The following is a 14,747-nucleotide window of genomic DNA, read 5'->3' on the forward strand; positions in this document are numbered from 1 at the left end:
CTTCATTTCACACCGGAGGATGAGGGCCGTGCTGCCCAGAGGCACAACTCCATTGGCTTGATCTTTCGGAAGCAATTTTCAGGTTTTCCCTTCGGTTCACAAACCGGAGAAAAACATATGGAATAAATGGAACCGGGGGGGGTCCTTTACCGCGTTGACAGTGAGGTTGCATTTTTGCCTGCTGTACGTGCACAGGGAATTGAAATGACAGATTCTACCATTCATATCGAAAGGACCAGCATTACCGGAGATGAACGCGAGTACATTGTCTGCCATGATGAATCAAAAACAGAGGAACGGTTTCTAATCCGGGAGAAAAAGAGAGCGATTGCCCAAAACGATGTCTGGCATACCGAAATCTATGAAATAAATCCTGATGGTGCGGTAAGTACGAATGCATTTTTTGGCGGGGGTTCATATTACCGGACAGATGATCAGGGTGCTCACCTGACCATAGGCCCCCCCATCGACATGGAGTATCTCATTGCCGTCAGGTCAACCGGGGCCGACTTCTTTGGATCATGGCTTGCCATTGCACTTGGATTCGACGGGCCCGTTGGGGTAGCTCTGGCACGATCCCTGATTGATCTGCTGCCAATAAGTGCGTCTCTCTCTATCGGCCCGGACTACCATCTGAACATGTTTTTCAGCCACCTGAACATTGCTCTGATCCCGAACAACGTAGCACTTCCGGGTCTGCAATCGGTTGTTGTTCGCCTCGGTTCGAGTTATAAGGTGTTAATTCTCTAGCCCCCCCTCTCGTTCCGGAGAGGAACATAACAGGTTTATCGTACTATCTTCTCTACGCTTTGGATGAGCGCCCTTCATTTCCCTGATTTTCCCGGCAGAAATTCTTCCTGGAGGCCTTCTGATGTGGATGTCCATCAGGGTTCCTGTATATCACCAGCGTAACCGGTCATATACAAACACTATAATGAATCGTTAATCCGTTTCACATCCGCTCAGAATAATTACTATTATCAGATTATCACGAAGGAGTCATTCATGAAATCCAATCCGGACATTATGCTGTTGTCCTGTTCTCCTCATCGGTCTGTGTCTTGCAACGGGAACGTGAGTGTTCGTCAGGAAATCGCTATGCATCCGCTCATTTCGTCATCGCACAAAACGGCAGTATCCTCCGCCACATCTCCGCCTTATCATTCAGGCCCATCCCTGCATATGCCGGAGAGGTGGAGGGAAGAGACAAAATAACCAAACCCGTCTCTTCGTTTTTCGGTTCTGCCAGAACGGAAAAATATTGTTTGAACCAATGTCCTGCACCTGTCTTCCCGTTTAAGGCAATGCAATGGATGGAGGGATGGTCTTTTAGAAAGGTTTGGACATCATTGGGGGGGATGGTGTCAGCGATTGAGCTGTCACTGCTCCCCTTCCGTGAACATGCCTCCAGCACATCCCAGATGGCAATGCCCTCCCCGGTCAGAATACTCAGCCGCTCCTGATAGGGCAGCTCTATAAAATCGGTTGGGAATGAGAATACCATTCCCATGATCTTCCAGAACTGATTCCGGGGATTCCCATAATATTCATGCCGCTGTAACGACTGTTCGCTTGGATAACTGCCCAGAATCAAAACGGACGGATGAGCACCAAAAACCGGTGCAAGTCCTGATGCGGAATACTCATTCACCGGGATTAGTTTCGTTGCCATATCTGATATAATAGCATTCTCCCAGTCCTTTCGTTCACCGGGTTTCATTTCGACCAGCATCTGTTCTGCATGGTCTTCACAGACATTCTGGGAGACACATCCTAAGATCTGCATGCCGATTGCCTTCTTTTCACAAAAGTCACACCTTGAATTCGTAGTCGGGGGGGTGTTCATCGACATATATTTACATTTGGGATTACTTAAACAATACTCATCGACATTGTGGCCATCCCTACGGTTTATCGTAGCGTGGAGTATGGGAAAATCCGGAATATCGGTTCTTCCGGATGGGTATGCCGCCCCCTGCCGGTTATCTGTCCGAATCTTGTTCTCCGGAATCGGTATCTTTGCCGTAGCGCACATAATAGCAGGCCCCCCAATCCTTTCTCTCACCAGGTTTCATTGCAACCAGCATCTGTTCCGCATGATCTTCGCAGACATTCTGGGAGACACATCCCAGAATTTGCATGCCGATTGCTTTCTTCTCACAAAAATCACACCTTTGGTTGTCATTCGGGGCGTCCATTTTTATACCTCTACCTGTAGGGCTATTTAAGCAGCGCACATATATATCTGTCACTTGATTATGGACCATATCACCATACGCGGAGCACGGGAACACAACCTACAGAACGTAACGCTGGACCTTCCCCCCCGGGACCGGTTTATCGTTATTACGGGTGTCTCCGGCTCCGGAAAATCAACACTCGCCTTTGACACCATATATGCAGAAGGGCAGCGGCGGTATGTGGAATCCCTCTCCGCATATGCCCGCCAGTTTCTCGGGCTCATGAATAAGCCGGATGTGGACGCCATCGAGGGTCTCTCACCGGCAATATCGATAGAACAGAAGACCACCTCGAAAAATCCGCGGAGTACGGTCGGTACGGTCACGGAAATCTATGATTATCTCCGTCTCCTCTATGCACGCATCGGTACCGCCTACTGTCCTGAACACGGCATCAAAATCGCATCGCAGTCCCCGGAACGAATTGCGGATGCGATCGAATCCGATTTCTCCGGTGAGGTCACGGTGCTTTCCCCCCTCATCCGCCAGAAGAAGGGCACCTATCAGCAACTGATAACAGACCTGAACGAAGAAGGCTATGTCCGTGCAAGGGTGGACGGCACGATCATCCGGACGGATGCAGAAATACAGCTGGAACGGTATGTCAAGCATGACATTGAGATTGTCCTTGACCGGTGCATGAACGATGAACGCTCCCGGCTGGTCGAAGCGGTGGAGAATGCGGTGCACAAGTCCGATGGCCTTGTGATTGTCACCGGAACGGATGACGAAAAAGAACAGATCTACTCATCCCGCATGGCATGCCCCCCCGTCTGTGGCATCTCCTTTGAAGAACTCCAGCCGCGGATGTTCTCATTCAACAGCCCGTTCGGTGCCTGTGAGGAGTGCAAGGGACTGGGCATCCGCATGGAACTGGACCCGGCACTCATCATCCCCCCCGATAAAGAAAAATCAATCTCCGACGGGGGCGGTCGCCCTCTACCGGAATTTCCTCGACGGCTACCGTATCCAGTACCTTGCGGCGGTGGCCAAACACTACGGGTTCACGATCTTCACGCCGATTGCCGATCTGACCGATGAGCAGTACCAGGCCCTGATGTACGGTTCCGATGAGAAGATTGCATTCCGGATGAATATGAAGGACGGTGAGGGACACTGCCCATAACGGCAAATGGGAAGGTCTCTTACCGCAGGCCGAACGCCTCTACGGCCAGACCAAGTCTGACTACCGCCGCAGGGAACTGGAAAAGTTCATGCGCATCTCTGAATGCCCCTCCTGCCACGGACAGCGGCTCAAGGAGAAGGTGCTTGCCATTCGTATCGGCGGCAAATCCATCATCGATGTCACCGATCTCTCCATCAGCAAGTGCAGACAATTTTTCAACGCCCTCACGCTCACCGAAAAAGAAGAAGAGATTGCAAAACAGGTCTTAAAGGAAATTCATTCGCGTCTGGGATTTCTGGAAGAGGTCGGTCTTGGCTACATCACCCTCTCCCGTGCGGCGGGCACCCTCTCCGGTGGGGAAGCACAGCGCATCCGGCTTGCGACACAGATCGGTTCCAACCTCATGGGCGTCTTATACGTCCTTGACGAGCCGTCCATCGGCCTGCACCAGCGGGATAACCACCGTTTGATTGAGACCCTGCAGCACCTGCGGGATCTGGGGGGGAATACGCTCATCGTGGTCGAGCACGACGAGGACACCATCCGGCAGGCCGACCATGTCGTGGACATGGGACCCGGTGCGGGTATCGACGGCGGCAGGGTCGTTGCCGCAGGCACCCCCCCGGCTGAGATTGAACAGAACCCGGCATCGCTCACCGGCCGCTACCTCTCCGGTGCGGAAAAAATTTCCGTCCCCCCCGAAACCCGCCGCACCTCCGAAGCATTCATCCACCTGCTGGGCTGCACGGCAAACAACCTGAAGGATGTGGATGCCCATATCCCTCAGGGTATATTCACCGTTGTCACCGGCATGTCAGGGAGCGGGAAATCAACACTGATCTACGACACCCTCTACCGGGCGCTGATGCAGAAGATCTACCAGTCGAACGTCACCCCCCCCGGAAACCACCGGTCGCTCTCGTTTGACGCACCGCCGGACAAGGTCATCGTCATCGACCAGAGCCCCATCGGCAGAACCCCCCCCGGTCAAACCCGGCCACCTACACCAAGGTCTTTGATGAAATCCGGAAGGTCTTTGCCGCTACCAAAGAGGCGAAGTTCGGGGGGGCTATAAGCCCGGCCGGTTCTCCTTTAATGTCAAAGGCGGCCGGTGCGAGGCATGCAGCGGAGACGGTCTCATTAAAATCGAGATGAACTTCCTGCCGGATGTCTATGTGGAATGCGAGGAGTGCAAAGGCAAGCGTTACAACGCAGAGACACTGGACGTGACGTTCCGGGGTCATAGCATTGCGGACGTTCTTGATATGACCATCGATGAAGCGGTGGACGTATTTGAACACCATCCGAAAATCCTGCAGAAACTCCAGACCCTGCAGGAAGTGGGTCTGGGATATATCAAACTGGGGGCAGAGTTCCACCACGCTTTCCGGCGGGGAAGCGCAGCGCATCAAACTCACCCGCGAACTCTCCAGGAGGGGGACGGGGAATACCATCTATCTCCTCGATGAACCCACCACCGGTCTGCACTTCCATGATGTGAAAAAGCTGATCGCCGTTCTCAACGAGCTCGTCTCCAAGGGGGGGAATACGGTCATTGTCATCGAACACAATCTGGATGTGATAAAATCGGCCGATCATATCATTGACCTCGGGCCCGACGGTGGGGAATACGGCGGCGAGATCCTCATATCCGGTACCCCCCCGGAAGAGGTGGCGGCGGAAGAGAAGAGCTACACCGGCGCATACCTCCGCCCCCCCTGTTGCAGATATGATCGATCATCTGTCCCTCCCGTCAGACCCCCCCGGCTGTTACCAGTTTTTGGATGACACCGGGACGGTCATCTATGTCGGCAAGGCCAAGCATCTGAAGAAACGGTGGGCAGTTACTTTTCCCCCCCTACGATAACCGATCCCAAGACCCGGGCGATGGTCGCTGCTGCGGTCAGCCTCAACTTCATCGTCACCAGAACGGAGGTGGAGGCGCTCATCCTTGAAAACACTCTGATCAAACGCCTTCAGCCCAAATACAATATCGATCTCAAAGACTCCAAACGCTATGCCTACATCCACCTGACGGATGACGTGTATCCCCCCCGCATCCACGTGGTGCGGGAGAAGACGGATGGCGGAGACTATTACGGCCCGTTTGTATCGGCAAAGGATCGGGATCAGATTCTTCACGTCCTCAAAAAGACGTTCCACATCCGATCCTGTAAGAAAATACCCAAACGTCCCTGTCTGCGGTATCATATCGGGTCATGCCTTGCGCCGTGCACGGGAACCGTCTCTCCGGAAGTGTATGCAGCACAGACTGCCCGTGTGCGTGAGATATTAAAGGGGGGGCATTCCGCTGCCCTCGCAGAGCAGATGAAAGCGGAGATGTCCACTGCATCACAGGCGCAGGACTTTGAGAAAGCCCTCGAACTGCGTGACCAGATCGCGTCCGTTCAGAAACTCTCCGAGAGACAGGCGGTGGAACGGGCAAAAGAGACCGATGAAGATATCATCAACTATCAGATCCGGAAGGATACGGTGTACCTGATGCTCTTTTCGGTGTATAAGGGAGTGCTGGGGAAAAAACAGGAGTTCGTTTTTTCGTATCGGCCTTCTGCCGTTGAAGAGTTTCTGGTGCAGTACTACGGCGAGCACGAACCTCCTTCAGAATTAATTCTCCCGGAGGTGCCGGACGAGGCCATACCGGAGTATCTCTCGGTTCAGAAAGGAAAGAAGGTCAGAGTAACCGTTCCCCCCCAACGGGGCGACAAGAAAGACCTGCTTGAGATTGTGTCCCGGAATATCGAGACCACCTTCTTTAACGGGGAGGAGAAGGTAACAGCTCTTCAGAAACGTCTGCGGCTGCCGGAACCGCCACAGGTTATTGAATGTTTTGACATCTCCCATTACGGGGGGAACAGGGATGGTCGGTTCATGGTGCAGTATCGCTACGGCATGCCCGACAAGAGAAATTATCGCCGGTTTCGGATACGCAGCGTCGAAGGGATTGACGATGTCGCCGCCATCAGGGAGGTGGTGCACCGCAGGTATGCACGGATAACAAAAGAGAACGGAGAGTTCCCGGATCTGGTGATTATCGACGGTGGGAAGGGACAGCTTCATGCAGCGGGGGATGCCCTCGCAGACCTGAATCTCCGTATCCCGCTGATCTCGGTTGCAAAACGGGAAGAGGAGATCTTCATTCCGCAGTTCCCGCACCCGCTGCCCATCAAAAAGAATGAAAAGGTATCCCTGTTCATTCAGGAAATCCGTGACGAGGCACACCGGTTTGCCATAACCTATAACCGGACTCTCATGAAAAAGAGGATCAGGCATGACGAGGTTTAATCTGAAAGCGGACTTTTCTCCGCAGGGGGGGTCACAACCCGATGCAATACGGGCGCTGGTAGCGGGCATCAGTGACAAGAACCGGTTTCAGACCCTGATGGGCGTTACCGGTTCGGGGGGGAAGACGTTTACGATAGCAAACGTGATTGCGCAGACACAGAAGCCGACACTGGTGCTGGCCCACAACAAGACCCTTGCCGCACAACTGTACAATGAGTTCCGGGACTTTTTCCCGGAGAACCGTGTAGAATATTTTGTTTCGTATTATGATTACTATCAGCCGGAGTCCTACATCCCCCAGAGGGATCAGTACATTGAAAAGGATGCGGCCATCAACCCGAAAATCGAGCAGATGCGTCTTGCAGCCACCGCCTCTCTTCTCTCCCGTGATGATGTCATCGTCATCGCATCGGTATCCGCCATATACGGTCTGGGGAACCCGGAGAACTTCGAGGGGCTGGGGTTTGAAGTCACGCAGGGAGAACAGATAAACCGGGCAGAGATCATCTCCCGCCTGATTGACATCCAGTACGAGCGCAATGACATGGAACTCCAGCCAGGGCGGTTCCGGGTAAAGGGGGGGGACACCATCGACCTCATACCCGGATCCGGGACGGACATTATCAGGATTGAATGCTTCGGGAGTGAGGTTGAGCGGATCACGGAGATTGACAAAATAACCCATCAGCCAACCGGATACTTCCGTATTATTTTGTGTATCCCGCCCGGCATTATGTGATACCAGAAGAGGAGAAGGCCGGTGCAATTCTGGAGATGAGACAGGAGCTGGAGGAGACGCTGCCCACTCTGGGCTTATTGAAGCACATCGCCTCCGCCAGCGGACGCTGTATGATATCGAGATGATCGAGGAGACCGGCTACTGCAAAGGTATCGAGAACTATTCCCGATTTTTTGACCACCGGAAAAAGGGAGAAAAACCCTTCTGCCTGCTGGACTATTTCCCGGATGACTTCCTTTTGGTCGTTGATGAAAGTCATCAGACGCTGCCGCAGGTACGGGGGGATGTATAAGGGGGATTATTCCCGGAAAAAATCCCTTGTCGAGTATGGGTTCCGGCTGCCTTCCGCGTTTGACAACCGCCCTTTGATGTTTAATGAGTTTGAAGAATACCTGAAGACAGCAATTTTCGTGTCGGCGACACCCGGCCCGTATGAAAAAGAGCATTCTTCCGGCATCGTTGAACAGATCATCCGTCCGACCGGGCTGGTTGACCCGGAGGTCACGATACGCCTGGTGAAGACCCAGATACCGGATGTCTGTGCAGAGATCCAAAAGACGATCGCGGCAGGCGAGCGGGTACTGATCACCACCCTGACCAAGAAGCTGGCAGAAGAACTGACCGAATTCCTTGCCGGGAAGGGAATAAAGACCCGCTATCTGCATTCAGAGATCCAGACCATCGAGCGCACCGAGATCATCCGGGAACTCCGGCTGGGGATGTTTGATGTGCTCGTCGGCATCAACCTGCTCCGGGAAGGTCTTGACATTCCCGAAGTGAGTTTCATCGGCATTCTTGACGCGGATAAGGAGGGCTTTCTCCGGGATGCCCGGAGCCTCATCCAGACCATCGGGCGGGCGGCACGCAATGATCACTCCCATGTCGTGTTGTACGCAGACAAAATGACGGATTCCATCAAAATCGCGGTGGAGGAGACTGACCGGCGGCGGGCGATACAGGTGGCATACAACCGGGAGCATGGCATCACTCCGGTTACCATTCATAAACATCCGGGAAAAAGAGGTTGAGATTCAGGATACCAAACATATCCCCCCCCGTTCTGAACTGCCCAATCTGATCATTCAGGTTGAAACGGAGATGCATGAGGCGGCAGAACAGCTGGACTTTGAACGGGCGATTGTGCTGCGGGAGAAGCTGAAGAAACTGAATACGGAATTAGAGAAAGAGTGAATGCCACTATTTCTCCAATCTGTCAACCATCCCCCCCTTCGCCCTCAATAGCCCCCCCTCTGTGAACTCATCGATATACTCCTGCATCGAAAGACTTCCCTCAGGGAACGGGCAGTCGTCATTGTACATCCGCTCAATCATCGGATCGGTGGGATAAATAAGAATGTCTGTGCCGGTTTTGGCGGCGGCCCGGGCCATCGCCCTCCGAAACGCACCGATGCAGTAGGCAATCCGCAGCTGATAGGTGTCGGCGGTTTTTTCCAGAAATTCCGTCAGGCGATAGGTCTCTATCTTCAGAAAATCATCTTTTATTCTCTGGTTCGTGCATTTGCCCAGCATGTAGTGATACTGGGCGTAGGGGGGGTACATGCATTCCAGTTCCGCCGGTACCGTCCCGCATGTGCCAAAGATGGCCACATGGTATGACGTGTCGGCATAGACAGAATTCAGGATTTTATGGAACAGGCGGTGGGAGGGCGACGTGCTATAGGGTTTTCTAACTGCACAGGGAATAAATACCCCGATGTCATGCGGCGGGATATGATATTCATCGATAATATAGCGGAACGCCTCCTCAAATTCCCGGAGGTAAAAGGGCGGGTCCAGAAGCCGCCGGGAATTTGGCTCATGATTTATTCGAATTTTTTCTGAAATCTCTCTCACCTAGGTAAAGCCGACATAATCATTAGCCACGGACTGCATAATGTATTTCGATATATGCAAACCTCAGTTCATGAGGATTATCTGGAATGGATCCTCGAAAACCGGATTGAATCTCTCGACGATGATACGCTTCAGGTTATCTCAAAAAAATTTGACAGGAGCCGGGATATGGTCAGGAATGATCTAAACCATATCGAATCTACCGGAGATATTATTCTGGGACCCGGCACTGCCGTCCAACTTACCAAACAGGGACGAAAGACGGCTGAATGTATCCTGAAAAAACATAAAACACTCGAATGTTTCCTGACAGAGATGCTGGGGGGGATGGATCAGGACACTGCCTCACAGCAGGCCTGTCGTATGGAACACGAGACATCCAACGACACCATCAGCAGGCTCAATCGATACCTGTCCCGTCCGGGCCGGTGCAGGCAGGAGCGGCGCCGCGGCTGTGCCCAGCCATGTGATCTCAAACCCCCCTCTCCTTCTATAATGAAAAAGAGACGGTCCGTGTGGCTGTTGTCAGGGGCCCCCCCGGTGCATGGGCCGTCTGAACGATATCGGGGGGGTGATACCCGGAGAGGAGGTCACCATCCAGCGAAAACTTTCCAACGGTTCGCTTGTTGTCACCATCAAAGGCAGTGATATTGCAATCAGCCTGAGATTGCCGCATCTGTCCTTGTGGAGACCATCGAATGAAAGTCGGACTCATCGGCAATCCCAATGTCGGCAAATCATTAATCTTTACCCAGTTAACGGGTATCGGGGTGGAGATCAGTAATTTCCCCCCCGGCACCACCATTGATATTGAATCCGGCGGTGTCTGTTATCAGCGGGAAATTGTTGAACTGGTGGATTTTCCCGGCATCTATTCCCTTGACGGCATCTCCGACGAGGAGACGAGTGTTCGCCGGTATCTGCAGGAAGAGCATATCGATGTCATCGTTCCGGTGCTGAATGCATCAAATCTGGAACGCAACCTCTATCTGCTGCTTCAGGTGGCCGAGTATCAGCTTCCCGGTGTCGTCGTCGTCAACATGGTAGATGAATCCGAAAAGGCCGGAATCGAGATCGATTTCGCCCGGCTCTCGGATATGCTTGGATGCAAAGTCATTGCCGCCGCGGCGTCAGAAGGCAGAAATGTCGGTGACATCATCCCTGTGCACTTTCTGACGCACGGACCATGAACTACACGGTGCCCTATGGCCAGCATATCGAAGCCGCCATCCGGAGCCTTGAAAAGATTCACGGGTGTTCCCGGCGGGAGGCCCTTGACGCACTCCAGCATCTGGGAACGGATGCCGACCTGCTGGACTCCGCTGCCACCATTGCAACAGAGATTGAAGAGGAGCACCAGATGTCGGTGCACCAGATCATTGCGACCAACCGCCACAATGCTGCAACGAAGATTGCCGATGACATTACGCTACTAAAGGATCACAAGAAAAAACCCGATCTGGACAGCCTCTTGACACGGGCGTTTCCGGGTATCCCGATACTCATCGTCCTGCTCTTTGCAACGCTCATGACCGTCTTCTTTGTCGGCTCGTTTCTGGAAGAGATCATCGTCGAACTCTTCGATATCTATCTGGTTGCCCCTCTCCTGAGTGCCGGGTTCTCCCCCTTCTGGGAACAGATCCTCTTCTCGCTCATTCTTGCCGTGCAGGCGGGACTGGGGGGGATTGCCTTTCCCTTTGTCTTTGTGTTCTATATTCTCATATCCATCCTCGAGGATTCCGGATATATGACGCGAGCGGCATTCCTCGCCGACCGGGCGATGCACCATGTGGGCATGCACGGCCAGGCACTGATACCCATGATCCTCGGACTTGGCTGCAACGTCCCTGCCATCATGAGCATACGCCAACTATCAAAACGGGAACGTATCATCGCTTCCGTCCTTATAACCATGGTGCCCTGTTCGGCACGCACCGTCATTATCGCAGGCATCGTTGCCATGTTCGTCGGTGTCGCCTGGGCCTTCTCCATCTATCTGGTCGTCTTTATCCTGATCATCCTGACCGGCATCGTTCTCACCCGCATAACGCCCGGAGAACAGTTCGGGATGATCCTTGAGATGGCCCCCCCCTGAGAAAACCTCAGCCGATGCAGACCCTGAAGCGGGCCTGGCTGCACATGAAAGAGTTCCTCTTTATTGCCATGCCCCCCCTACTTCTGGTCAGCAGTGTCTTTCTGGGGGGTGCTCCAGTATACGGGAATTATTCAGGCCTTTCAGGATATTTTCGCACCGTTTATGGAGACGGTGCTCGGCCTTCCGCCCTATGCGTCAACCGCACTGATCTTTGGTATTCTCAGAAAGGAGATGGCGTTTGAGACCCTTGCGATTCTTGCAGGCACCGCAGACCTCGGCTCGGTGATGACAGGCCTTCAGCTCTATGTCTTTGCCATCGTCAGTGTGCTCTTCGTGCCGTGTATATCAACGATTGCCGTTCTCTACCGGGAGATGGGACTGAAAACCGCTCTCCTCGTCTCGGCATACACCCTGACCCTCGGCATGGGCATCGGAACGGTGATTAATCTTTTAGCAGTCTCGTTCCTCTGAAATCAGGGGGGGCTCCATCTATTTTTTCTCTGCGGGTCCCCCCCTGCTTTGGCTGGTGTGCGGAATTCGTCAAAAAAATAATGAAATCAGGGATCAGAAAAAAGGATAAGAGTTTGGTTATTGTTGCGTGACGTTTTCATTCTTTAGATATGCCTGAATACGATCTCCGACATTCGCTCTCAGGTTCTCGTAAAAAATTGCATAGTCATACATGTGGTAGACACCTTCAGGGAAGGTGACACTGGTCGCGGGTAATTCCTCCGGGTTGGATATGTTTGTTATCACCAGCGCGTTGTCTACGACCTGGGCTGCCGCAAAGTTCGGGTAGCGGTCCGGAGTTTCGGGATGTTCGTGTTTGAAGAATGCTGCTTCACGATTCAGGGAAGCAGGTGCAAACGTGGTATCGGTCTTCCAGGTCAGAGGATTTACCACAAACGTTCCGGGAATGATTGTCGGCCCTTCTTTCTCTTTGCCTTCTGCATCGGATATCGTATTATAGGTGATAAAGCACCCGGTCTCCGTCGCATTTTCACTGATCTTCATCAGGGGGGGATTTTGTTCAAGGTCTAAAGGGGGGGTAATCGAATACCCGATCACATACGCCGCCACCAGTCTCTGGAGTGATTCGGCATCACCGGTCAGTAATTCCCCTGCCTTTGACAGTTCAACGACCCTGACCGACCCCTGACTGTGGGCGGCCAGAATGATGGGCCGTTCTCCCTTATTGAAATGTTCCAGGAAATAGGCAAACGCATGAATGAGATCCTGCTGCCCCAGATCAAAGATGGGTTTTGCATCGGTTAACATCAGGGGATTAATTTTCACATTGTTCTGCCGGTAAAACGGTGCGTAAATATTTGCCTGCCCGTCAAATATGCTGGCCTGTTCCACCAGTGTCCAGTCTGCTTTCTCCCGTAATGCCGCATCGCTGATATCCATTAAATACGTCGTATTATCTGAGAGAATGGTAGGATACACCCAGAACACATCGACCGGCTGCTCTTCATCGCTGAAATATGCGGGCATGGTGAGCCAGCTGTCGGGATTGGTATACACCGGAGCATCCGGTACATCCATATCCGGATTAAAGGGCGGTAACGTTGTCGGGATGCCTAATTCCTGTCCTCGTAAGTCTTCCAGTGTTAGTATGTCATCGTCTTTTTTGGCGGGTGCCATTGTTGTACCTCCGGAACAGATAATCGCTGCTACTCATAACAGAATCAGGCGCATCGTGGAAAGAATCGGTCGTCACTCCACAAAGATTTGTCGTCTTACTGTTCTGATCTGTTCAAAAAGATTTATTCTGTTTGTTTTCCCTTTGGGTTTTTCTGAAACCCAAAACCGGTACAAACAAACCATGTGTTGTCTGCTTATCTCTTCTCACCCCCCCGCTCCCTGCATTATTAGGAAAACATATCCGGATGACGTCTACGGCATCTTCCGAAGGATGCCCGCCAGTACAAAAAGGAGGAGTCCGTTGATCACGAGAATTCCTGCAATAACCAGACCCGGAGCGAGACCGGGTATCAGCATGGTTATGCCGAAGACAATTGCCACGCCATTCAGCATCGTCTGAGTGACACGTAGTTTTTTGAAAACGGGAGGAACCGCAACCGGGCCTCCGGTATCATGCATCGGAAGATACAGTCCAATCAAGAGTACCCCTCCCCCGATGATGTTCAGAAACCCGATGAGTATCCGGATCCCATCCGTCAGAATTCCCGGAACGATACACGAGAAGATTCCCATTGTGGCAAATACCATTCCGATTATTACGAGAAACCACGAGCGTTTATATTGGCCCATCGGAGTCTCTCCCCCCCGGGCCAGCATTTGAATGGCCATGATAACCATCAGCAGTCCCAGCTGCCCGTCAGGGGGAAAACGGGATCATCCCCCCCCGGCTTACCGGGATGAGCAGGAGTCCGAGAACGGTGATGAGCGTTCCAAGCAGGATGAGTATTGCAATCGAGAGAGAGAGGGACGCATCCCTGAAAAATCCCAATCCATCCTTTGAACGAAGCTCATCTGAAGGCATTTTTATCACTCCGGATTTCCGGTCTCTTCAGGAGGATACAACCGGGTAGTCTTCTGAATACACCATGAGAGATAGAAGAAACTGATGCCGTAGATCATGAGAAGCACTGCTGTCTGCGGATCGGTGGTAATTCCGGGAAGCAGGGTGACAAGGCCCAGCACTACCGACATCGCATACACCAGAATACAGGCAATTGTCAGGTGCTGTAATATCCCGGGAATCTTCATCCATTTTCTGGCCTTTCCTTCGGAGACAAACAGTTGCAGAAGAAGAGCGATTCCACCGGCAAAAAGCAGAATTCCCACAAGGACGCGAACGGGCGTGGTCAGAAGTCCGGGAATGAAACAGGCGAACATCCCGATAATTGCTGTGCATATTCCCAGTATTATAACTATCCATGAACGGCGGAGATCACCAAAAGGGGTTTTCCCCCCCATCGTGACAACCTGAAACGAGACAATGACCAGAAAGAGACCGTAGGTGCTGTCCGGGGTATAGGGCAGTTCTCCGGAATGGATCTGAAACAGGAGCAGGCTAAAGAGGAGCATAAATACGCCGAAGACGAGTAAGATGACCACCTCAAGGGAAAGGTCGGACTCTTCTCTCATTTTCGAAGAGATGTTTTGTTTCTGCTGACGATCAAATGCCAAATCCGTATCCCCCCCCGGATGTATCCGGCAACCTGTCCAAAATCCGGTCAGCCGGATAAGTTGCCCGTTTAGCAATCAGGATTTATTTATAGATATGTTTCAGAATCTGCTATGAATCCCTGCTGGATATCCTAAAGTTTTATCCATGTGATCTCCCACCGGGACTTTATAATATCTGATCGTCAAATGGATGGGCTGGCAAAAATATATATCCGATAAACCGATATGGGA

8 protein-coding genes and 4 pseudogenes are annotated in these 14,747 nt (G+C 52.4%); 6 read left to right on the forward strand and 6 right to left on the reverse strand.

Features of this window, described 5'->3' with window-relative positions; all coding sequences use genetic code 11:
* Positions 1–126: 126 nt before the first annotated feature.
* Positions 127–750, forward strand: coding sequence for a hypothetical protein (locus tag JCM10550_RS04380; RefSeq protein ID WP_062397264.1), 624 nt, complete (start codon positions 127–129; stop codon positions 748–750).
* A 358-nt stretch (positions 751–1,108) separates the two neighbouring features.
* Here JCM10550_RS04380 and JCM10550_RS21915 read toward each other — a convergent pair whose 3' ends face one another.
* A complete protein-coding gene (locus JCM10550_RS21915) occupies positions 1,109–2,065 on the reverse strand; it encodes a DNA-deoxyinosine glycosylase (protein ID WP_245618722.1) in 957 nt (318 codons plus the stop codon).
* A 193-nt stretch (positions 2,066–2,258) separates the two neighbouring features.
* Between JCM10550_RS21915 and uvrA the strand changes: the two are divergent.
* From uvrA to uvrB, 3 pseudogenes are all read left to right on the forward strand, one after another.
* Positions 2,259–5,154: pseudogene (gene uvrA / locus JCM10550_RS04395) on the forward strand (excinuclease ABC subunit UvrA).
* Positions 5,096–6,669: pseudogene (gene uvrC / locus JCM10550_RS04400) on the forward strand (excinuclease ABC subunit UvrC). The pseudogenes uvrA and uvrC overlap by 59 nt, the downstream one beginning before the upstream one ends.
* A pseudogene (uvrB, locus tag JCM10550_RS04405) lies at positions 6,656–8,599 on the forward strand (excinuclease ABC subunit UvrB). The pseudogenes uvrC and uvrB overlap by 14 nt, the downstream one beginning before the upstream one ends.
* Positions 8,600–8,605: 6 nt before the next feature.
* On the opposite strand, the gene JCM10550_RS04410 reads toward uvrB, so the two are convergent.
* A complete protein-coding gene (locus tag JCM10550_RS04410) occupies positions 8,606–9,253 on the reverse strand; it encodes a DUF5591 domain-containing protein (RefSeq protein ID WP_062397331.1) in 648 nt (215 codons plus the stop codon).
* A gap of 63 nt (positions 9,254–9,316) precedes the next feature.
* On the opposite strand from JCM10550_RS04410, the gene JCM10550_RS04415 reads away from it, so the two are divergent.
* Both JCM10550_RS04415 and feoB read left to right on the forward strand, forming a co-directional pair.
* Positions 9,317–9,910: a metal-dependent transcriptional regulator gene (locus tag JCM10550_RS04415; protein ID WP_062397272.1), complete on the forward strand. Its 594-nt coding sequence runs from the start codon at positions 9,317–9,319 to the stop codon at positions 9,908–9,910.
* A gap of 50 nt (positions 9,911–9,960) precedes the next feature.
* A pseudogene (feoB, locus tag JCM10550_RS04420) lies at positions 9,961–11,828 on the forward strand (ferrous iron transport protein B).
* A 117-nt stretch (positions 11,829–11,945) separates the two neighbouring features.
* On the opposite strand, the gene JCM10550_RS04425 reads toward feoB, so the two are convergent.
* The 4 genes from JCM10550_RS04425 to JCM10550_RS04435 all read right to left on the reverse strand — a co-directional run bounded on the left by JCM10550_RS04425 (position 11,946) and on the right by JCM10550_RS04435 (position 14,516).
* Positions 11,946–13,004: a DUF3089 domain-containing protein gene (locus JCM10550_RS04425; protein ID WP_062397274.1), complete on the reverse strand. Its 1,059-nt coding sequence runs from the start codon at positions 13,002–13,004 to the stop codon at positions 11,946–11,948.
* A gap of 252 nt (positions 13,005–13,256) precedes the next feature.
* A complete protein-coding gene (locus JCM10550_RS21920) occupies positions 13,257–13,634 on the reverse strand; it encodes a hypothetical protein (protein WP_245618723.1) in 378 nt (125 codons plus the stop codon).
* 67 nt (positions 13,635–13,701) lie between these two features.
* On the reverse strand, positions 13,702–13,866 hold the full coding sequence (locus JCM10550_RS21925; protein WP_245618724.1) for a hypothetical protein: 165 nt from the start codon (positions 13,864–13,866) through the stop codon (positions 13,702–13,704).
* Between the two features lie 5 nt (positions 13,867–13,871).
* The gene (locus JCM10550_RS04435; protein WP_245618725.1) at positions 13,872–14,516 is read right to left on the reverse strand and encodes a DUF308 domain-containing protein; all 645 of its coding nucleotides are present in this window, start codon (positions 14,514–14,516) and stop codon (positions 13,872–13,874) included.
* Positions 14,517–14,747: the final 231 nt, after the last annotated feature.

It is taken from the genome of Methanogenium cariaci JCM 10550, assembly GCF_001315945.1.
GTDB classification, from domain to species: domain Archaea; phylum Halobacteriota; class Methanomicrobia; order Methanomicrobiales; family Methanomicrobiaceae; genus Methanogenium; species Methanogenium cariaci.

What these genes read in the sequence shown, in the direction of transcription:
- JCM10550_RS04380 (WP_062397264.1), top strand. Translation starts at nt 127, where the DNA reads ATGGAACCGGGGGGGGTCCTTTACCGCGTTGACAGTGAGGTTGCATTT.
- JCM10550_RS04415 (WP_062397272.1), top strand. Translation starts at nt 9,317, where the DNA reads ATGCAAACCTCAGTTCATGAGGATTATCTGGAATGGATCCTCGAAAAC.
- JCM10550_RS21925 (WP_245618724.1), bottom strand. Translation starts at nt 13,866, where the DNA reads ATGCCTTCAGATGAGCTTCGTTCAAAGGATGGATTGGGATTTTTCAGG.
- JCM10550_RS04425 (WP_062397274.1), bottom strand. Translation starts at nt 13,004, where the DNA reads ATGGCACCCGCCAAAAAAGACGATGACATACTAACACTGGAAGACTTA.
- JCM10550_RS21920 (WP_245618723.1), bottom strand. Translation starts at nt 13,634, where the DNA reads ATGGGCCAATATAAACGCTCGTGGTTTCTCGTAATAATCGGAATGGTA.